Below are 21906 nucleotides of genomic sequence, written 5' to 3'. Positions count from 1 at the left end.
AAAAACGAGCGAACAGGAGGAATTGGGATGAAAGAATTAGAATCAATGGAACAATATGAGCAAATGAAAAACGAAGGCAAGTATTTATTTGTATTTTCTGCAGATTGGTGCCCTGACTGCAGGGTGATCGAACCTGTTTTACCTGATATTGAAAAACAATTTGAAGAATTCACTTTCATTCATGTAGATCGTGATAAGTTTATCGAGATTTGCCAAGAACTTGATGTTTATGGAATTCCGAGCTTTATCGGCTTTGAAAATGGAAAAGAGCTTGGCCGTTTCGTAAGTAAGGACAGAAAAACTCCTGAAGAAATTACAGGATTTTTAACGGGCTTGCAATAAACCGAAGCATCCCTCTCCATCTCATTTTGAGGTGGAGGTTTTTTATCGTTAGGTAATTTTAGATTTTTGCCTTGTATATAACTCCGAACTAGGTTATTGTAATCTAGCTCCAGCGCCCAATGTGGGTCAGGAAGGCGTTGCCACGGGACAAGGAAAGCTTCGTCAGCTTAATCATCGCACGAAGGAAAAGCACAGCTTTTTCGAGGACGTGGCGATTTAGCATCTTCCCAGGGCGCTTACGCCTTTTGTTAGCTAATCAGAATTTATATCCATAAATTCTGAACGCATAAGCAAAACTAAGGCATCCGCCAAAAAGGACTTGGCGAATGCCAAGTTTTTCTAATTGTAGAATTACTTCAGAGAAACGAGGGGTAGCAATGAAGATGGACAGTATTGTTATGAAAAAACTGCTGGAAGAGCGTCTTAAGCAGGAAGATAGAAAGATATCCTATGACAGGGAAAAGGACCAGCTAAGAATTGAGAGCAGAGAAACGGGAAAAGGGATTACTGTCTCACTTGGCGGGATTATTGCCAAATGGTACACACAGAAAGAAAAAGCCATTGATGAAGTGGTTTACTATATTAGTGAGGGACTTTCTGCAATGGAAGGGCAGATCCAGCTAACTGAGCATGAAAAAAAGATTTTTCCTGTTATCCGTTCTACCTCATTTCCAACTGAAGCAGAAGAAGGGGTTCCTTTTTTATTCGATGAACACACAGCCGAAACAAGAATTTTATACGCATATGACATGGGAAACACTTATCGCCTGATTGATTCCAGGATTATTAAAAAAGAAGGCTGGGACGAAGCAAGAATCAGGGAAATAGCCATGTTTAATGTCCGCTCTCTTCCTGTACCATTAAAAGAGGATCATGTAGCAGGAAATGTATTCTATTTCCTGAACTCCAAGGATGGGTATGATGCAAGCCGCATCTTGAACAAAGTGTTTCTAAATGAAATGCAAAAAAAGATAACCGGGACGATGGCTTTAGCTGTTCCCCATCAGGACGTCCTTATAATTGCTGATATTCAAAATGATACCGGTTATGACATTTTGGCTCAAATGACAATGGGGTTTTTCGCAAATGGTCCTGTGCCTGTGACTGCTTTGTCCTTTCTATATGAAAATGGAAGTCTTGAACCCATCTTTATTTTAGGGAAAAATCGAAAACGTTAATGAAAGCAGATCACTTTATAGGTGGTCTTTTTTCATTGTCTTATATAACAAAAATTACAGTTTGCAAGTATTTAGGCCTATTCTGCAGTTTTCTGTCGAATTTTTTCGAAATACTGCTAAAATAGAATGATATAGAGGAAAGAAGAAAGAGTGATAATGTTGAGTTGGATTCAAAATATTCTCCAAATGTTTAAAGGACATGAAGATTTGGAAGATGACATACATAGCCAAGCAGCCATCGAGCCTGTTGAGAAACAGGTCCCATTGAAACGCAGCCAAAAGGGTAAGGAAGTGGAAGCTAAGGTTGTTTATCAGTATCCAAAAGGAAACTTCCGATTTCCGCTTATTCCTGATGGAAAATCAAAAATAGTAAGCCAAAGAAGAAGCCGGGAGCCTGTAAAAGAAACGATAAAAGAAGAAAATACTAAAATCCCAAAAGTGCAAAGGCCAAGCCCGCCACCACCCGTTGTTAAAAAACAGGTGACTCCGCAAAAGACTGGACATCCATTTAGACCGACGGAAATTCCTTCTCCTGTTTTTGGATTTGCTAAGCCAAAGCCTATTGAGGTTGTAGAACATGAGCTCACCAACTTTAGCATGGGAGAGACGCTTCAAAATAAAATACCTGCGGTCAATGCAGTTGAAGAAAAAGCAATTCAATTAGTTGAAGAAAAAGTTCTTTCTCGAGAAAACATAGTTTCCGGGAAGGAGACTTATAAAGACATTGTGGAAAACGAAATGGAAACTAAAAGTTCCGTTAATGAGGATGAAGTAATTCAAGGCATAGTGAAATTTCCAACTGAGGAAGAAGCGCCCATTTTGTCTGATGATGAATTTAAAGATGAAGTAATCGAAGGCAAAATGCTCATTCCAACTGAGGAAGAAGCGCCTATCTTGTCGGATGATGAATTTAAAGATGAAGTAATCGAAGGCAATATGCTTATTCCAACCGAGGAAGAAGCGCCTATCTTGTCGGATGATGAATTTAAAGATGAAGTAATCGAAGGCAAAATGCTCATTCCAACTGAGGAAGAAGTGCCTATCTTGTCGGATGATGAATTTAAAGATGAAGTAATCGAAGGCAAAATGCTTATTCCAACTGTGGAAGAAGCGCTCATCTTGTCTGATGATGAATTTAAAAATGATGATAGAAAAATTTCCAGTCAGGTGATTGAAACACTCGTTATTAGGTCTAGTTCAGAGGACACCCCACCTCTATCTGAGAAAATTAATTATTCAGGAGACCAGTCAAATATATCAAAGCAGGATCAAGTCCTTGGAAATATGGAAAACATGGACATTTCGCTAAGCAACTCACTAAGCTTCGTGGAAGAGGAGACACTCAGCGGGGAAACGAAGGAAAATTTCATTCATGAAGAGCTCCCTGAAGAAGCTCAACAAGCAAAGGATGAAACTGTGCCTTCTGCCGCAGAGTTAAAGCCTGAAACTATTAATCAAGAAGCTAATGAAGATTTGCCAATAATAGAAACGGAAGCAAAACAGGAGACTGTTCAGGAACGTGAACAGCCACGACGAAGCCATTTGCCATTTAACGTTATGATGTTAAAGCAGGATAAACGCAAATGGGAACAAAAAAGTATCGGAAGAAGAGAAACCATTAAGCCATCAAAGGAGATTTTAAATAATAAATCTCCAGAAGTCCCAATGAAAACCGAAATGCCTTCTTCTAGTGAACCATTAAATAATGATTTTGAAGATGACAGTGACTTGATGCGATATCATTATCCGGAACGGAGCTTGTTAAATCCTCCTGTTTCAAATGCAATTGATAATGAGTGGCTTAAAAGCCAGGAAGATCTTTTAAATCAGACTCTTCACAATTTCAATGTTGGTGCTAAGGTAGTAAACGTAACTCAAGGGCCGTCAGTCACACGTTTTGAAGTACAGCCGGAGCCAGGAGTCAAAGTTAACAAGATTACAAATCTCTCAGATGACATTAAACTTAGCTTGGCTGCGAAGGATATAAGGATCGAAGCGCCCATACCAGGCAAGCATACGATCGGTATTGAAGTTCCCAACCAAATTTCAAGGCCTGTTCCAATCAGCGAAATTATCGAGACCAGCGTCTTTCGGGACAGCACATCTCCTTTGACAGCTGTATTGGGGCTGGATATCTCAGGCAAGCCAATCATCACTGATTTGAAAAAGATGCCTCATGGCCTGATTGCAGGTGCTACAGGCTCAGGTAAAAGTGTCTGTATTAATACCATTCTGATTAGTTTGTTGTATAAAGCGAGTCCTGAAGATCTTAAATTGCTTCTGATTGACCCCAAAATGGTGGAACTGGCTCCTTATAACCAAATCCCTCATTTAGTCAGCCCGGTTATTACAGATGTAAAAGCAGCTACGGCTGCACTAAAATGGGCAGTTGAGGAAATGGAACGCCGCTACGAGTTATTTGCCCATGCAGGAGTCCGGGATATTGGCAGGTTCAATGAATTAGCTTTACAGCATAAGAGATATTCGGAAAAGCTTCCATTCATTGTTATTGTTATTGATGAGCTGGCTGATTTGATGATGATGTCCCCGGCAGATGTTGAGGAAGCCATTTGCCGAATTGCCCAAAAAGCAAGGGCATGCGGTATTCACCTTATTATTGCTACCCAGAGGCCATCTGTTGACGTTATTACAGGATTAATTAAAGCGAATGTTCCAACAAGAATTGCATTTTCTGTCTCATCCCAAATTGATTCAAGGACGATTATAGATATTAGCGGTGCAGAGAAGCTTCTTGGCCGTGGAGATATGCTTTTCCTTGAAAATGGTTCTTCTAAGCCTGTCAGGCTGCAGGGAACTTTTGTATCAGATGAAGAAATTGATCTTGTTGTTGCCCACGCAAGAGAGCAGCAGGCACCGAATTATTTATTTGAACAAGAGGAACTGCTGAAAAAAGCCCAGATAACAGAAGAGGAAGATGAGTTGTTTTATGAAGCTTGCGAGTTTGTGATTGACCAGGGCGGTGCATCTACTTCCAGCCTGCAGCGACGCTTTAAAATTGGGTACAATCGGGCTGCCAGACTAGTGGATATGATGGAGAAGCAAGGGTATATTTCAGGAGCAAGAGGAAGCAAGCCAAGGGAAGTCCTAATTTCGGAGGCCGATTTGGAATCGATCCAGGAGGCAGGAGCCTTCTAGTAAATCCTTTTCCCTTTCGGTAAGGTGGATTCAAGTACTATCGCATTAATATAATAAGGGGTATCTTTTTCCAAAAAAGACAAATAATAAAAGAAAATATTTTGCCGAAAGAAAATAAAAAACCATCCTAAACCTTGCTGTATCAGTGTTTCGTATAAAAGCAGACAAGCAGCAGGTTTAGGAAAACGTAAAAGGGGGAATATGATTGTTTGCGCAGAATTCCCCGTATTTAAAAGGTTATGCTATAATATTTTAATATGTTAAACCTCATACGCCGAGTACATAACTCTGGTACAATGAGCAATTACAGATAGATGTCATATACTGTTTTACAGATAGACGTTGGTTGGAGGTTCTTTACATGACTACTCACCATTTCGTAGGTATTAAGGGGTCTGGAATGAGTGCGCTGGCACAAGTTCTGCACGACATGAAGTTCGACGTGCAAGGCTCCGATGTCGAAAAGCGCTTTTTTACTCAGCAGGCTCTTGAACAATCAGGAATAAAGATCCTTCCCTTTCAAAAAGAAAATATACAGCCGGGATTGACCATTATTGCGGGTAACGCTTTTCCAGATACGCATGAGGAAATTCAGGAGGCGATGAAGCTTGGCCTACCTGTCGTCCGCTATCACCGCTTTTTGGGAGACTTCATGCAAAACTTTACAAGTATCGCAGTAACGGGAGCACACGGAAAAACGTCCACAACTGGGTTACTTGCGCATGTTATGCAAGGGGTTAAGCCCACCTCTTTCCTGATCGGAGACGGAACAGGAAAAGGTGAGGAAGGTGCTGAATATTTTGTTTTCGAAGCATGTGAATATAGAAGACATTTCTTATCCTATTTTCCTGATTATACGATCATGACGAATATTGATTTTGACCATCCTGATTACTTTGCCAATGTTGAAGATGTGTTCTCTGCGTTTCAGGAAATGGCTCTTCAGGTAAAGAAGGGCATCATTGCTTGTGGTGACGATGAACAGCTTCAAAAAATCCAGGCTAAGGTTCCGGTATTATTTTATGGGCTTGGGGAAGAAAATGATTATCAGGCGAAAAATGTAGTGAATACACCAGAAGGAACTACTTTTGATGTTTTTATCAGAAATACGTTTTTTGATACTTTTTCTATTCCAACTTTCGGAACTCATAATGTTTTAAACTCACTGGCAGTTATAGCTCTTTGCCATTACGAGGAATTGGACACTGAAATTGTAAAAGAACGCCTTACAACATTTCAGGGTGTAAAAAGAAGATTCTCCGAAAAAACAATGGGCTCTCAAATTCTTATTGATGACTATGCGCATCACCCAACAGAAATTAAGGCTACACTCGATTCAGCAAGACAAAAATATCCTGATAGAGAGATTGTTGCGGTATTCCAGCCGCATACATTTACAAGGACCCAAACCTTCCTTCAGGACTTTGCTGATAGTTTGAATATTGCCGACAAGGTATATCTATGTGAAATTTTTGGCTCAGCCAGAGAAAATCATGGTAAATTGTCCATTAAGGATCTTCAGGATAAAGTTAACAATTCCGAAATTCTTAACGAAGAAAATACATCCATGCTCCAGCAACATGAAAACAGTGTCATTATTTTCATGGGAGCGGGAGATATCCAAAAGTTCCAGGAAGCATATGAAAAGTTATTAACAGTGTAAAAAAGAGGGTGTCCGAAAGGACACCCTCTTTTTGCGTTATTGGAGTAAAGAACGGCCAAGTAGTCTAAAAAGGGAAAAGGGGTACTCAGGCCAAACATAGTGCTCCTAAATGAAGTGAAAAGACCAAAAGCAATAACTAAAGCTGAACTTAGTAACTTAATTTAACCCAAAATAGAAGAAGGGGTAACTATAGATTCAATAGTTACCCCTTCTTCTATTATTTTACTTTAAGTTCTCCGGATTTAGTTTTTCTAATTCAGGAATCACAAAGCGGCCGTCCTTGCGGATTAGCACATCGTCAAAATAAATTTCCCCTCCGCCATACTCAGGGCGTTGGATATTAACCATATCCCAGTGAATATTGGAGTGGTTTCCATTAAATGCATCATCGTAACATTGGCCGGGAGTAAAGTGGAAGCTTCCATCAATTTTTTCATCGAAAAGGATGTCCTGCATTGGATTAAGAATATAAGGGTTTACACCAATGGCAAATTCACCGACATAGCGTGCACCTTCATCGGTATCAAAAATTTTGTTAATCCGTTCACTGTCATTTGCCTCAGCTTCAACTATTTTTCCATCTTTGAAGGTTAGCTTAACATTTTCAAAAGTGAAGCCCTGATACGGAGAAGGAGTATTGTAGGTAACAACTCCATTTACTGAATCACGGACTGGTGCTGTGTACACCTCTCCATCGGGAATATTGAGCTGTCCCGCACATTTAATGGCCGGAATGTCTTTAATGGAAAAAGTAAGATCGGTTCCCGGTCCGGTCAATCGGACTTTATCCGTACGATTCATTAGTTCTACTAAACTGTCCATCGCAGCACCCATCTTACCATAATCAAGATTACATACCTCGAAGTAAAAGTCTTCAAAAGCCTCTGTGCTCATTTTAGCAAGCTGGGCCATTGCAGAATTTGGATAACGAAGAACAACCCATTTGGTTTTTGGAACCCGGATATCCCTGTGCACTTTTTTACCAACAGTGGAACCATGTATTTTCATTTTCTCATCAGGAACATCAGCATGTTCGTTGATATTATCGCCTGAACGCAAGCCTATGTATGCATCCATTTTGCTCATAACCTGTGCTTCAAAATCAGCAATCATACTAAACTGCTCTTCCTGTGCGCCCATTAATAAAGAACGATCTACCTGCTGATCCTTTAATAGAACAAAAGGATAACCGCCAGCTTTGTAGGCTTCATTTACAAGCGCAGTCACAAGCTCGCGCTGAAGACCGAAGTTCTCAATCAGTACTTTTTCTCCTTTTTGCAATCGAACTGAATAGTTAATTAAATTTCTGGCCAATGTTTCAACTCTTGGGTCTCTCACTAAATATCTGCCTCCTGAAGTAAATATGTTATACATTACTATTGTAACCGAGTTTTAACATAATGTTTAATACATGGAACTCCATTAAAATGTTTTTTAGAAACCTCGGCAGGAAAATAGGCGAAGGTTATTGAAATAGTTTAAAATTAAAGGTAGCTTATTTGTTCTCTTGTTTCAGCTTAGTATATCGCCCGGTTTATTTCCTGCTTCTATGGGTAATACATAATTGTAGATATAATGGAGGTGCATGAGATGAAAATTATTTTATATTTAAGTGTAGCCCTTATTGCGGTTGCTTTTTTTGTACTTGTCATCTATTTATCAAAAACATTAAAGTCACTTCAGAAAACTCTTGAAAGTGTTTCATCAACTTTAATGGGACTTGAAGGTCAGCTTGACGGAGTTACAAAGGAGACAACAGCACTGCTACATAGGACCAACACGCTAGCTGATGATATAACTAAAAAATCAGAGAGTCTGAATACGGTGGTCGATGCTGTTAAAGATGTGGGAAAGGCAGTCCACAAATTTAACCATTCCATACAGAACATTGCCAATACGGTCGACAAGCAAATTGACCAGAACAAGGAGAAAATCTCCCAGGTAATGCAATGGAGCAATGTAGTCCTTGAGCTTAAGGATAAGTGGAAGTCAAGAAAAGAACAAAAGGTAATGGCCCTGCCAGAACCTGAGTTGACAGTGACAAAACGCGAAAAATTCCGTTCAAGAGAGCAATAGGAGGTTTTAAAATGGCAGGAAAAGACCACGAAACAAGAGAAAATAATAATCAAGTGAGAAACGAAAGCAGTATGGGATCAAGAGAATTCATGGTGGGAGCTGTTATTGGAGGTTTGGTTGGTGCTGCTGCTGCACTATTCCTTGCACCAAAGTCCGGCAGGGAACTCAGAGATACAATTAACCAGCAGGCAGGTTCTGTAAAAGAAAAAACAGTTCAGTTAAAAGATAATGTTGTAAGTAAAAGTACTGATATTGTTAATATGACAAAAGAAAAATCAGCTTCAATTACACAAACTGTTTCTCAACAAAAGGACAACCTGCTTAATAAGGCAAAGAGCCTCACAGGTTCCGAGGATTCTGAAACCAATCAGAAGGAAACTGAGTATATTTCCATTAATCCGGTTCCTGTTCAGGAAAGCACCTCTGCGGACTTTGATGACCTAACACTGGCAGACGATACGGATGTAAGAAGAAAGTTAGAAGAAGCAAAGAAAGCTTTGGATGAGGAAGAAAGCAAGCTGAATCGCTAAAGCTATTCATCGGATTGATCATTTGTATTAAATCCAATGACAGTGATATAGTAAATTTACAGGAAGTGGGGAGTTTCTCCCCGCTTTTTGTTAGTTTGTGTATGATTTATTTTTCAGGCTCCAGTATGGAGCTGTTAGGCCATTATGAATGGAGGAATCAATATGCTTGAAAAAATCGAGTCTGTAGAGGAATTGGATAATTTAATCAGCGATAAAAAAAGCTTTATGTTACTGAAACATAGCTCTACCTGTCCTATTAGTCATGCAGCCTACGAGGAATATCAGAAATTTGCTTCTGACAGTGAAGGGGCTCCTGCCTACTACTTAGTCGTACAAGAAGCACGCTCGCTTTCAAATCATATCGCCGAGAGATTTGGGATTAAACATGAGTCTCCTCAGGCTATCTTATTTTCCGATGAAGCACCTGCATGGAATGCCTCCCATTGGAAAATTACTAATAAAGCGCTTAAAGAAGCATTTAGTGCAAAATAAAACAAAACAGCCGAAGGGGAGTTTTACCCTTCGGCATTCTTATTGTTATGGAAGCTAGATTTAATCTTGTAGATAAACCCAAACAAGGTTTTTAGTGCTCTATTTCTAACCATTAGTGTTTATTAGTTTGTGGCCAGACAATTTCTAGATGATCCCCGGGGGCAAGTGTATCAAAAAATGCTGTTTCTTCCCCATTCTTCAAAAGCTTATAGCTTCCTTCTGCTTTTGCTGGATACTGTATCTCTACCTTATTGAAAAGATCCTGAAAAATAAACGGTTCGGGCTCTTTTTTTTCGAGTGTTAGATTGTCACCGTTAAAGACGATATCTTCCTCACTCAAAATGTGTCCATTTCTTAAAAGGCGAGCTGCAAATTTAGAAAGGACCACTTTTTGTCCATTGAAAAAAATGGGAATGGTTTCGTTTAGTATAATTCCCTGAGACTCTGCCAGTTCTCCTACATTACACTTACCAGCAGGAGAAATTTTAATATCGCTTAAATCCTCAAAGGTATGCTCCTTTGAGACCATTTTTCCATTACTTATAATCCTGCCTGAGAGGGAAGCGACTTTAATTCGTGTTCCATTTATTTTAACTTCAAAGGGTATCAGATCTAAAAGAAGTTTCTCTTTTTGAAGGAGTTTCATGGCCTTTTCAATTGTCTGAGTCTCTTCAATAATAACTTCATCACGGTCTTTTAATAGTCCTTCAGCAGAAGATTCGATGCCATTGCATATAATCCTTTGGCGTACTTCATACCTTTCCCCATTTATAAAAATAGTTTTGGATGGAAGGTGGTCAATCAGGTCTCCGATTTTCATTGGGGTTTCCTCTCCGTCTGTGCCTCTTTCTACACAAAGCTGGTCCCCATTTTCTACATTCTCATTGAGTGAACTTATTTTGCCATTTTTGTAAATGGATGGGGGATCGCCTAATTTCCCCGGAATAGTAATTACTTTTCCATTAAGTGAAACCAATTTGGCCAGCCCTGGTTTTCCGTATAACTGGTTCATTTTGATTCCCGCTGCAAGTAAACAATCACCAATCGTTAATTTTTGAATCTCAAATAAACGGACTGGCTGTCCATTCACATAAACAGATGCATACTGAACAGGGGCATTTTTTGCAGCTACTGCTATTCCAATAGGTGTTACAAGTTCGGGTCCTTTTTGAATGTGCTCAGCTACGGTTAATCCTGAAATTGCCTCTATTCCCCTTACCGCCACACGGTTTTCAGGAAGCTGAAGCTTTTTGGAGATCCTTAAAGGCAGATCAGGTGTAAGGCTGCCGCCTCCAACAAGCATTACGGCTTTTGGTGCCTTCTGATTATTTAATAAAAGAATTTCCTTGCATATTGCCTCTGCAAGCTGGTCCAGTGAGTCAGATATTGCCCTGACAAAATCTTCTTTTGTAATTTCTGCATCAAAACCAAGAATGTCAGTAATGTTGATCAGCTCTTTACTATGTACATCTCTTTTGGCTTTTTCGGCTAGTGGGAAATCCAGAAGAAATTGATCACTTATTGCTTCCGTTATTTCATCTCCCGCTACTGGCACCATTCCATATGCTATCACAGTTCCTTTATCCGTAATGGCGATATCGGAGGTTCCTGCACCAATATCAACTAGAGCAACATTTAGCCTTCGCATGGAAGGCGGAATTAGAACGTTAATGGCCGCAATAGGCTCAAGTGTTAAGGCCTCCATCTCAAGCCCAGCCCTGCTGAGAGCAGACATTAGTGATTCCACAACAACTCGAGGGAGGAAGGTTGCTATAATTTCTACAGAAGCTTCTTTTCCAGACTGGTCGATTAAGCTTCCAATCTCCTGGCCATCGAGACGGTAATAAAGGACGGAATAACCGACACAATAATAGTGTAAATGATTATTTTGTTCAGCTGCTAATGCCTGTGCATTCTGAACGGCGGTAAGCTCTAAATGCAAAATATCATCCCGAGTCATAATGGGTTTGCCATTAATTTCCACATCCACCTTGGCTGCTACAGTTTTAAGGGAGCGGCCAGCTGCTGCCACACATACCTTCTTAAGAGGTCCGTATTTTTTCTCGAGCTCGGACTTTAAATGGCTAATTATTTTGGAGACAGCCGGTATGTCATGAATTTGACCATCAAGCATGGCGCGTTCAGTGTGTTCCAAGGAGAGGATATCAATAACTTTAAAAATATTGCCATCCTTTTCAAGGATAATACCGACTACTGACCGAGTTCCTATATCCAAAGCAAATATTCTATCTGTATTTGTCAATATGTGTTCACCTTCTTTAATCTGAAAACATAAATTACTTTATTACTTAAAAGCGTTTAATTATTAAAGAAAAATGATGACAAATTAAAATGCTTCCTTTATAATAAAGCCTAATTCTAATAAAAATGGTACCACACTTTTATTGGGCATTAAAGAGGATTCAGAATTGAATGGTAAACCCTATCTTAGCATTTTTTTTACTTGTGAGTTAAAATGAATGAATACATTTAGGTAACTTTTAGGCTTTCAATAAAGAAAGGACGGGACGAATAGTGGGCACTAATAATTTGGAACAGCTGCGTACGCGTGTTGATGAATTAAATATGGAGCTATTAAGATTAATTAATGAGAGAGCACAAATCGTCCAGGAGATCGGGCGGGTTAAAGAGGGACAGGGTGAGAATCGCTACGATCCGGTCCGAGAACGTAAAATGCTTGATAAAATTAAAGAAAATAACGATGGTCCATTTGAGAATTCCACCATCGACCACATTTTCAAGGAGATTTTTAAAGCCGGCATGGACCTTCAAAAGGATGACCATGAACGTGCATTACTTGTTTCCAGAAAGAAAAAACCTGAAAACACGATTGTTGATTTAAAGGGCGAACTAATTGGCGATGGCAAGCCACACTTTGTTTTCGGTCCATGTTCGGTAGAGTCGTATGAACAAGTAGCTGCTGTAGCTAAAAATATGAAGGAAAAAGGATTGAAGCTTCTTCGCGGAGGAGCGTTTAAACCTAGAACTTCACCTTATGATTTCCAGGGCCTTGGTCTTGAAGGGCTGAAAATCTTAAAACAAATCGCTAAAGAATATGACATGGCTGTTATAAGTGAAATAGTAAATCCAGCCGATATTGAAACAGCAGTTGAATATTTAGATGTAATCCAGATTGGCGCCAGGAATATGCAAAACTTTGAACTGTTAAAAGCTGCTGGTGCAGTTAATAAACCCGTTCTTTTGAAGAGAGGAATTTCAGCTACAATTGAGGAGTTTATAAATGCTGCAGAATACATTATGTCCCAAGGAAATGGCCAGATTATTCTCTGTGAACGAGGAATCCGGACATATGAGAGGGCTACAAGAAATACTCTTGATATTACTGCCGTTCCAATACTAAAACAAGAAACTCACCTTCCTGTTATGGTCGATGTTACCCATTCAACTGGAAGACGCGATCTTCTTCTTCCAGCTGCTAAAGCTGCATTGGCCATTGGTGCAGACGGAGTTATGGCTGAAGTCCATCCGGATCCGGCCGTTGCTTTATCCGATTCAGCACAGCAAATGGATTTAAACCAGTTTGACAAGTTCTACCAGGAAATATCATCTTTAAATTACGCACGAATTTAAGCTTACTTGTAGCCTTCTGCATCATTAATGCGGGAGGCTTTTATTTAGACATTTGTGAAATTGATTTCTGCTTTTAACGTTTTATTTTTGAAAAAAGAAGTTGTTTATTGCGACTCGAGCCAGCTTGTCGTATCATAAGACATAATGAAGTTTGTTTAATATCTCACAATCTAAAAAAAGTAAATGACTAGGTAACTCCTGGTTGATATAAAATAAGAAAAAAGGTACCGCTTTTAAAGGAGTGTAGAACGTGAATATAACAATATATGATGTGGCCCGCGAAGCGAATGTTTCGATGGCAACGGTTTCACGTGTTGTAAACGGAAACCCGAATGTTAAACCTGCTACAAGGAAAAAGGTTGTAGAAGTAATCGATAGGCTTGGATACCGTCCTAATGCGGTAGCAAGGGGATTGGCCAGCAAAAAGACCACTACAGTGGGTGTTATCATACCCGATATCTCAAGTATTTTTTATGCAGAACTGGCTCGCGGAATTGAGGACATTGCTACAATGTACAAGTACAATATTATCCTTAGCAATTCTGACCAGAATAAAGAAAAGGAATTACACCTTTTAAATACCATGCTTAGCAAACAAGTAGATGGAATTGTATTCATGGGCGGAAATATCACTTCTGACCATGTTGAGGAGTTTGAAAAATCACCTGTACCAATTGTTCTGGCAGGCTCAATTGAGGAAACTGGAAAGGTTCCTTCAGTTAATATTGATTATGAGCAGGCAGCTTACGACTCAGTCAAAGAGTTTATTGAAAAAGGGCACAAACATGTTGCATTTGTGGTGGGTCCTCTTCACGAGCCTAAAAATTCTGAAAAGAAATTAAGAGGTTATAAAAGAGCACTTGAGGATGCAGGAATTGCTTTTGATGAAGAATTGGTGGCTGAAGGTGACTATACTTACGATTCAGGAATTGAAGCTTTTGAAAAACTTCTTGAGGCAAAAAATAAACCTACTGCTATCCTTGTCGGAGCAGACGAAATGGCTCTTGGGGTAGTACATGGCGCCGAGGATAAAGGCTATAGCATACCTGAGGACTTTGAAGTAATCAGTTCAGATAATACAAGGCTTTCCCTAATGGTCCGTCCGCAGCTTACAACGATAGTTCAGCCTTTATATGATATTGGGGCTGTTGCCATGCGTTTACTGACTAAATTAATGAATAAAGAAACGGTGGATGAGCAGACCGTCATTCTTCCGCACCGTCTTGAATACCGACAGTCAACTAAATAAAACAATTAAGCCAGGCCCCATTTTTAGGGGACCTGGCTTTTTTAATAGGGCTATGAACTCTTTATCCCAGTCTTTTTAAACAGACTCGCTTTTCGTCTGGCTTTTGAGAGGGTAGAGTGCTTTTTCAACTGTCCGCAAGTTTTTTTCTTCAATTTCTGCTTTGCGGGGAATGGGTTCGTACATATTTTCTGGATCATCCCAGTCAGTTGGGAGGGGAACTTGAGCAAGATGCTGCCATTCTTCCACCCACTCTTTTGGTAAACTGCCGAAAGAATTGGAGTTTTCAGTCATCTCCATCCAGATAAGTGCCCAGGCTCTTGGTACCACCCTCCATATATCATATCCACCCCCTCCAACTGCAATCCATCTTCCCTGGCAGTATTTGTGTGCTATCTCATGTGCAATCCGGGGAATTTCTCTATAGATTTTCATGGTTGCAGAGAGATGTGTTAATGGATCCAGATAATGTGCATCCGCCCCATTTTGAGTAAGTATGATATCAGGCTTAAAAAATTCAGCAATTTCGTAAATAGATTCTGAATAGGCATAAAGCCAGGAATCATCCTCGGTAAATGCATCAACAGGTATATTGAAGGAATAGCCATATCCTTTGCCTTGGCCTCTTTCATTTACATTTCCCGTGCCTGGAAATAAGTATCTTCCAGTTTCGTGGATTGACAGGGTGCACACATCGGGGTCATCATAAAAAGACCATTGTACACCGTCACCATGATGTGCATCGGTATCTATATAGAGGACGCGGGCATTATATTTTTTTTGTAAATATTTAATGGCAACAGAGCTGTCATTATAAATACAAAAGCCTGAAGCCTTTCCACGGAAGCCGTGATGGAGCCCTCCCCCGAGGTGGAGGGCATGAAGGGCCTGGCCAGACATTACCTGGTCAACTGCTTCCAAGGTTCCCCCAACCAAGAGTGAGCTAGCTTCATGCATTTTCTCGAATACAGGTGTATCCTCTGTTCCCAATCCGTAATTTTCTGCCTTTTCACGGGGCAGTGCATTCATGCCCGCTAGTTTTACGGCATTAATATAATCAGAGTCATGGATTAGGCAGAGTTCTTCTTCAGTAGCCATTCGGGGTGGAACAATCATTTTGTTGTCCAAAGCGTTTATTTTTTTTAAGAGATCAATAGTTAATTTCAGCCGAAATTGGTTAAAAGGATGATCATTGCTAAATTTGTATTTTAGCAGGTCTTCAGAGTAAATTAGAACACTTTTATCGGTCATGGAGCCATCCCCGGAAGATTTGGCCAAAGGACATGGTGGCCAGCACTTTTTAGATCCTGAACTAGACTTACAGGATTCATAGTTTGAACCCGGATTACTAGAACCTTAAAGTGTTCATCCTTTTTGTCCGGGTAAACAAGGATACTTTGAATATTGGCTTTCCGGTTCCTTATGATGGCTGCAATTTCACCAAGTATTCCTGTCTTGTTTGGTACCTTGACCTCAATCTGGGAGCCTGGCTGATTGGCCCCCGTTAATTCAACTAATGTCCTTAACAAATCTGTTTCTGTAACGATGCCTACCAATTTTTTATCCTTTGTGATAGGCATGCAGCTAATATGATGGTCATAAAAAACAGCTGCTGTTTCCTCCACAAAATCCAGTGGATGGCCAGTTATAATATCGGTTTTCATTATTTTTGACAGCGGCTGCTGTAAATCTTCCGATTGTTCCTCCGGATGAAAGATGGAGGGAGCGGCATCGCGTATGTCCCTATCTGAAACAATTCCCACAAGTTCAAACGCATCATTGACTATTGGAATATGCCGAATTTTATGGTCACCCATTAAAGCCAAAGCTTCTGCAATAGTGTTGGACGGACTAAGAGATGCTATAGATGTTTTCATTATTTCTTCCAAAATCATCAGAAAGCCCCCTAAAAATTTTAATACATAAATCGGTTCATGAAGCGAAGGCGGTCAAATTGCTGGATGGATTCGTTATCCACCCGTTTTCCCATACGTGCCATAAGACAGTTGGCTGGATGGGAACAAATTTCAGGATCATCCGTCGCATACCATTCCAACCCACCTGCATTCATCATTTTTTCCATTATCTTTCTATATTCCCATACATTAAGGCCTGTTCCCTTTAAGTCCCAATGCCAATAATATTCCGTTGTAATAATAATGAAGTCTTCCATTGCGTCATCCATCATTGAAACCTTTAGAAGATTCTTTCCGACAGAGCAGCCTCGGTACTTAGGGATAACTTCAATGGCCCCGAGTTCAATAAGGTTATCCATCTTTCCCTCTGACCAGCGTTCCAAAGGATCTGGATATAGATAGGTTACATACCCTACGATGGTATTCCTGTCCCGTGCAATAATAATCCGTCCATCTTCTAGCCCGGCTATTTCTACCAAGGCCTTATGTTGCTGTTCCGGAACACGGAATGCTACCAGTCCTTCATGAAACTCATAGCCTGCAAGTTTTTCAGAAGAAATAGGCCCTTCTATAATCAAACTCCCAAGAGGGGTTTTTAATTCTTTGGCGTTATATGTTTTTTTATGTTCCATTCAGTCACCACCAGGAAAAAGAATCTAGTTATACTCTATTATACATGAAATCTCGTTATTTAAAGCGCTTTCACTAAATTTTCAGTTTTATTTAGAAATATTTATGAATTTTTTTAATGTCTGCCATTAATATTTTTAAAATTGAGAATAAATATTTTTTATACTATAATAATATCATAAATAGGAAAAGGGGGAAAAAAGATGAAAGTGGAAGCGCTGCCAGTTATGCAGGGAGAGCATAATTTAAGTAATTATGAGGAACTGTACAGTCAATTTGACTGGAAGGAAGCTGAAAAGAACTTTACCTGGAGTGAAACCGGGCTTGTAAATATGGCCTATGAAGCAATTGACCGCCATGCTGATTCTTTCAGGAAAAACAAAGTTGCTCTCTATTATCGTGATCAGGAACGTGATGAAAAGTACACCTTTAAGGAAATGAAGGAGCTGTCAAACAAAGCAGCAAATGTCCTTAAAGCTTACGGTGACGTTGAAAAGGGTGACCGTGTTTTCATTTTCATGCCGCGTTCTCCTGAACTTTACTTTGCAGTTCTCGGAGCTGTTAAAATTGGGGCAATTGTTGGCCCTCTGTTCGAAGCATTTATGGAAGGTGCCGTCAGGGATCGTCTTCAGGACAGTGAAGCAAAGGTTCTTGTCACAACCCCTGAACTTTTGGACAGGGTTCCTGTAAGCGAACTGCCTTCATTAAAGCATATTTTCCTTATCGGCAATAATGTCCAGGAGGAAGGACAGTTAATTGACTTTAAGGAGAAGTTCAAGACGGCGAGTAAAGAATTCCAAATCGAATGGGTCGATAAAACTGATGGACTCATCCTTCACTACACTTCAGGATCTACTGGGAAGCCAAAGGGAGTTCTTCACGTTCATAATGCCATGATTCAGCACTATCAGACAGCGAAATGGGTCTTGGATCTTAAAGAAGAAGATGTTTACTGGTGTACAGCGGATCCAGGCTGGGTTACAGGAACTTCTTATGGAATTTTTGGGCCATGGCTTGCGGGAGCGTCAAACGTTATCGTTGGAGGCCGTTTTAGCCCTGAAAACTGGTATAAAATGATTGAAGAATTTGGTGTTACTGTCTGGTACAGTGCGCCTACTGCATTCCGTATGCTGATGGGTGCCGGAGATGAAGTGGTTAAAAAGTTCAATCTTAGCAGTCTTCGCCATATTCTAAGCGTTGGAGAACCGTTAAACCCAGAGGTAGTAAAATGGGGAGTAAAGGTCTTTAACCTGCGTATTCATGATACCTGGTGGATGACCGAAACAGGAGCACAGCTGATTTGTAATTACCCTTCCATGCAAATTAAGCCTGGGTCCATGGGTAAACCAATTCCAGGGGTAAAAGCAGCTATCGTGGATGATCAGGGAAATGAACTTCCACCTTATCGTATGGGCAACCTTGCGATTGAAAAGGGCTGGCCATCAATGATGCATACCATATGGAATAATCCGCAGAAGTATGAATCCTATTTCATGCCGGGGGGCTGGTATGTTTCAGGTGACTCCGCTTATATGGATGAGGAGGGCTACTTTTGGTTCCAGGGAAGAATTGATGATGTTATCATGACTTCCGGTGAGAGAGTTGGACCTTTTGAAGTAGAAAGCAAGCTTGTAGAGCATCCAGCAGTAGCAGAGGCAGGTGTCATCGGGAAACCGGATCCTGTGAGAGGCGAAATTATAAAAGCATTTGTTGCTTTAAGGGATGGCTTTGAAGCATCAGATGATTTGAAGGAAGAAATCAGGCAATTTGTTAAAAAGGGGCTGGCTGCTCATGCTGCACCGCGGGAAATCGAGTTCCGCGACAAGCTGCCAAAAACCCGAAGCGGTAAAATCATGAGACGTGTCCTTAAGGCATGGGAATTAAATCTCCCTGCAGGCGATCTATCCACTATGGAAGACTAATAGATTTCTAAAAAACCGTACTGTCTTTTCAGTGCGGTTTTTCATTTACTGGGAAGCTTTTAAATATTACTGATGATTATTATATAAAAGCAGAAGAGTGAGTCGGATGAAAAGCGGGTTGCCCCTTCATGTGTGCCTCCTTTCCGTGGACGAACCGGTCCTTCTTGCTCGTGCTCCTGTGAGGTCTTGCCAGCCCGTTTTCCCGGAGGATTTTGAAATAGTCCTCGAAAAAATGCCGCACGAAGAAATGCGAATGCAATTTCGATGAGAGTCGGAGATTCCCTTGTTATCAACAACATTGTTAAGAACCACTAGTAAAAAGAAAAGGGAAACGCCTTTGCGCTTCCCTTTTTCTAGCTCGTGCAGCTAACCGCTCTGCGTTCGCCAAGTTTTCTTTATTGTCCAATTTGTACTAGGTTAGAAGGAGCGGATTCTTTTCCGGCAATATCTACAGCCGTTACAAAATAGGATCCTGGGCCTCCAGTAAAGGATAGTCCTGCACCAGTTGGAATGCTTGCCACTTTGGAAATTCCTCCACCTGCCAGGTAAACACGGTACCCGACAAGATCCCTGTCAGGCGCGGCATTCCAGGAAAGTTTATTACCAGCAGCAGCTAGCGTTACCGGATCAGGAGATTTTCCGTTATCAACTAATTTTGCACTTGGTACAAGTATTTTTCCCCATCTGTCTTTTTTCGGAATTAATTGGCTCCAATCTCTAAAATTCTTGCCAACCATATTCGAGATGAAATCAGGGTTTAGCATCAGACCATGCTGTGCAAAGTCATCAGGGGTTGAGCTTAGTGCAAGATAATTGCGCCCTCCAATTTTCACAAACTTTCCGTCAACCAGATTATCATCAACTTTTGTTGGGGCGAATTTGGCATTATAAATATCACTCTGTACGAGACCTGCCTTCGAACATACACTTGAGGCCAATAAACCAGAAACAGCGCAATAGGATTTTCTTACAATTCCGCCTGGCATTTCAAAGTTGGTTTTTGGCGCAATAAGAGCAGGATTTATCTTATATGCTGCGTTCATTAAGTCAGCCCATAAGAAGTTCGTTCTCTGGCTGTAGGACAATCCCGATATTTTTAGAGATTTATTATGGTCATAGCCTGTCCATATTCCAAATGTTACATTTGGATTGGAGGCAACAAACCAGGAATCAAAGTATTGGTTTCCGGTTCCTGTTTTTCCTGCCCAGTCAGCACTAAAATTAAGTTTTCTTTTCACTCCAGCAGCGGTACCAATATTTATAACATCCCTCATCATATCAAGAGTTAAATAAGAAGTTTGCGGGGTAAAGACATCTACTGGCTTCACCTGATGCTGGTAAACAATCTTGCCGTCTTTATCAAGTATTTTATCAATAAGGTAAGCATCGATAAATTTCCCTTGATTTGCAAAAGTGGTAAAGGCATTTGTATTTTCTTCAATCGTAACTCCTACTCCTAAAGAACCAATTGCTGTAGCAGGATTCGTATAATCATCTGGCCGAAGAGAGGTAAAACCCATCTTTTCCAGATACTTGGCAGGCTGTTGCGGCAGGATGTCCTTATAAAGCTTTACAGCCGGTACATTATAAGACTTTGCAAGAGCATACCTCGCAGAAACAAGCCCACTGTATCGTCTATCGTAGTTGGTAGGCCATGGTCTGTTGACTGCCGGAGAAAGTCTCAGGGCAACATCTGGGAGGACCGTTCCCGGTGATGCTTTTCCAAGCTCTATAGCAGGACCGTATACAAGAAGCGGTTTCATGGTCGATCCGTTCTGTCTTAGAGCACTTGTGGCATGGTTTAACTGCTGGCGTTTATAATCCCGTCCGGGAACAAAACTGATAATTTTTCCGGTTTTGTTTTCAATCAGCATAGCGCCCACTTCAACAGGCTCCATAATTGTCTTGTTTCCGCCTGTTGCCGTGTCAGGAACTACCTGAGGTTTATCAGGACCAAAATAAGGGTATTTATCTTTTGCCTGCTCCATTGCATCATAAATATTTTTATCGATGGTCGTATAAATTTTATAGCCTTTTTGCCTTAAGTCACGGTTTGCCATCTCAATATAGCTGTTATTAAGATTTTTATCTTTTGCCAAATCTTTTGTTTCATAACCATCTTTTTTAGCGAGCATTTCTGCCAGGATTTTTATGGAACGCTTTTCTATTTCAAAGGTAAGCCAAGGGTATTTTTCAATCGTGCTCTCTCCAGGCGGTGCAAAGTCCTTTTTAACATCATAAGCAAGTGCCTGATTATATTGGTCTTTATTTATGTAACCGCCATCATACATCCGTTTTAAAACGGTTTTCATGCGGGTTAATCCCGGCTCCAGGTGCTGTTTGACTGTTCCATCCTGGGTAAAGGGAGTGTAGCCGAATGGGCTTTGCGGGAGACCGGCAATAAAAGCAGCCTCAGGAAGGTTTAATTCGCTTGCTTTTTTGCCAAAAATACCGCGTGCAGCTGCCTGTACGCCTGCAATATTGTGTCCAGAAGAATTTCTTCCAAAAGTAGCAACATTTAAATAAGCTTCAAGGATTTGTTTTTTATCAAAAAACTTTTCAAGCCTGAGAGCCAAAAGAATTTCATTGGCTTTTCTCTTAAAAGAAACATCGTTAGTTAGAATTTGATTTTTTATTAATTGCTGAGTAAGCGTACTGCCTCCGGATTGCACGGCAGAATGGGTGGCCTGCTGAAACATGGCACGGAAAATGGCTTTAGGAACAACACCATTGTGCCGGTAGAAGTATTCATCCTCCGTTGCTACAACGGCTTTAATCAGATTATCGGAAATATCATCAATCTTTACTTCTTCTCTTTCAAGATCAGATCGCATTTTGCCAAGGTATACGTCGTTGCCAAAATAAAGATCAGAGGTTTCGGTATAGTCATATATTTCTTTTTTCATGCTGTTGTATGATCTTATAGGCTCATCTTTTACCAGGGATGCAAAAAAACCTGCCCCTGCACCGGTAGCAAAAGCTCCTCCCAAAATAACAATAACGATAAATATAAGAAAGAGGTTCCACATTACGGAATAGGTTACGCGAGCCCCTTTAACGGCCTTCTTACCGGTATTGTGGCTATAGATGGATTGTATTTTTTCTTTCCACGTTCGCCATTTTTCCTTCATTCGCATCATTCC

16 protein-coding genes are annotated in these 21906 nt (G+C 40.5%); 10 read left to right on the top strand and 6 right to left on the bottom strand.

Features of this window, described 5'->3' with window-relative positions; translation table 11 throughout:
• The first annotated feature begins 27 nt into the window (after positions 1-27).
• The 4 genes from AC3WR0_RS03055 (at position 28) to murC (ending at position 6339) form a co-directional block, all read left to right on the top strand.
• Positions 28-342, top strand: coding sequence for a thioredoxin family protein (locus AC3WR0_RS03055; protein WP_027322078.1), 315 nt, complete (start codon positions 28-30; stop codon positions 340-342).
• Between the two features lie 377 nt (positions 343-719).
• A complete protein-coding gene (locus AC3WR0_RS03050) occupies positions 720-1520 on the top strand; it encodes a DUF1444 domain-containing protein (protein WP_492550919.1) in 801 nt (266 codons plus the stop codon).
• Between the two features lie 159 nt (positions 1521-1679).
• Positions 1680-4676 (top strand): DNA translocase FtsK, encoded by a 2997-nt coding sequence (locus AC3WR0_RS03045; protein ID WP_492550918.1) that lies wholly within the window; start codon positions 1680-1682, stop codon positions 4674-4676.
• Between the two features lie 361 nt (positions 4677-5037).
• On the top strand, positions 5038-6339 hold the full coding sequence (gene murC, locus AC3WR0_RS03040) for a UDP-N-acetylmuramate--L-alanine ligase (RefSeq protein WP_492550917.1): 1302 nt from the start codon (positions 5038-5040) through the stop codon (positions 6337-6339).
• Positions 6340-6561: 222 nt separating this feature from the next.
• Here the strand turns inward: murC and AC3WR0_RS03035 are convergent, their stop codons facing one another.
• Complete coding sequence (locus AC3WR0_RS03035) at positions 6562-7677, bottom strand: aminopeptidase (protein WP_492550916.1); 1116 nt, start codon at positions 7675-7677, stop codon at positions 6562-6564.
• Positions 7678-7929: 252 nt separating this feature from the next.
• Between AC3WR0_RS03035 and AC3WR0_RS03030 the strand changes: the two genes are divergently transcribed.
• The 3 genes from AC3WR0_RS03030 (at position 7930) to ytxJ (ending at position 9437) form a co-directional block, all read left to right on the top strand.
• Positions 7930-8415, top strand: a complete 486-nt coding sequence (locus AC3WR0_RS03030) for a DUF948 domain-containing protein (RefSeq protein ID WP_027322073.1) — start codon at positions 7930-7932, stop codon at positions 8413-8415.
• An 11-nt stretch (positions 8416-8426) separates the two neighbouring features.
• Positions 8427-8945 (top strand): YtxH domain-containing protein, encoded by a 519-nt coding sequence (locus tag AC3WR0_RS03025; RefSeq protein WP_492550915.1) that lies wholly within the window; start codon positions 8427-8429, stop codon positions 8943-8945.
• A gap of 162 nt (positions 8946-9107) precedes the next feature.
• Positions 9108-9437, top strand: a complete 330-nt coding sequence (ytxJ, locus tag AC3WR0_RS03020) for a bacillithiol system redox-active protein YtxJ (protein WP_492550914.1) — start codon at positions 9108-9110, stop codon at positions 9435-9437.
• 112 nt (positions 9438-9549) lie between these two features.
• On the opposite strand, the gene AC3WR0_RS03015 is transcribed toward ytxJ, so the two are convergent.
• Positions 9550-11700: a cell division protein FtsA gene (locus AC3WR0_RS03015; RefSeq protein WP_492550913.1), complete on the bottom strand. Its 2151-nt coding sequence runs from the start codon at positions 11698-11700 to the stop codon at positions 9550-9552.
• Between the two features lie 272 nt (positions 11701-11972).
• Between AC3WR0_RS03015 and AC3WR0_RS03010 the strand changes: the two genes are divergently transcribed.
• Positions 11973-13049 (top strand): bifunctional 3-deoxy-7-phosphoheptulonate synthase/chorismate mutase, encoded by a 1077-nt coding sequence (locus tag AC3WR0_RS03010; RefSeq protein ID WP_492550912.1) that lies wholly within the window; start codon positions 11973-11975, stop codon positions 13047-13049.
• A 250-nt stretch (positions 13050-13299) separates the two neighbouring features.
• On the top strand, positions 13300-14298 hold the full coding sequence (gene ccpA / locus AC3WR0_RS03005; RefSeq protein WP_492550911.1) for a catabolite control protein A: 999 nt from the start codon (positions 13300-13302) through the stop codon (positions 14296-14298).
• A gap of 75 nt (positions 14299-14373) precedes the next feature.
• On the opposite strand, the gene AC3WR0_RS03000 is transcribed toward ccpA, so the two are convergent.
• Genes AC3WR0_RS03000 through AC3WR0_RS02990 form a run of 3 tightly spaced genes read right to left on the bottom strand, consistent with a single transcriptional unit; the run spans position 14374 to position 16843 of the window.
• Positions 14374-15546, bottom strand: a complete 1173-nt coding sequence (locus AC3WR0_RS03000) for an acetoin utilization protein AcuC (RefSeq protein WP_492550910.1) — start codon at positions 15544-15546, stop codon at positions 14374-14376.
• Entirely contained in the window at positions 15543-16190 is a 648-nt protein-coding gene (locus tag AC3WR0_RS02995) for an acetoin utilization AcuB family protein (RefSeq protein ID WP_492550909.1), read from the bottom strand. The genes AC3WR0_RS03000 and AC3WR0_RS02995 overlap by 4 nt, the downstream gene beginning before the upstream one ends.
• 20 nt (positions 16191-16210) lie before the next feature.
• Complete coding sequence (locus tag AC3WR0_RS02990) at positions 16211-16843, bottom strand: GNAT family N-acetyltransferase (protein WP_492550908.1); 633 nt, start codon at positions 16841-16843, stop codon at positions 16211-16213.
• 201 nt (positions 16844-17044) lie between these two features.
• On the opposite strand from AC3WR0_RS02990, the gene acsA reads away from it, so the two are divergent.
• Positions 17045-18763: an acetate--CoA ligase gene (gene acsA / locus AC3WR0_RS02985; protein ID WP_492550907.1), complete on the top strand. Its 1719-nt coding sequence runs from the start codon at positions 17045-17047 to the stop codon at positions 18761-18763.
• 395 nt (positions 18764-19158) lie between these two features.
• On the opposite strand, the gene AC3WR0_RS02980 is transcribed toward acsA, so the two are convergent.
• Positions 19159-21894: a transglycosylase domain-containing protein gene (locus tag AC3WR0_RS02980; RefSeq protein ID WP_492550906.1), complete on the bottom strand. Its 2736-nt coding sequence runs from the start codon at positions 21892-21894 to the stop codon at positions 19159-19161.
• Positions 21895-21906 lie beyond the last annotated feature (12 nt).

The sequence above is a fragment of the Neobacillus sp. FW104-15D2 genome (genome assembly GCF_058790155.1).
Note: the sequence above shows the minus strand (reverse complement) of the source record. Positions and strands in the feature narration are given on the sequence as shown.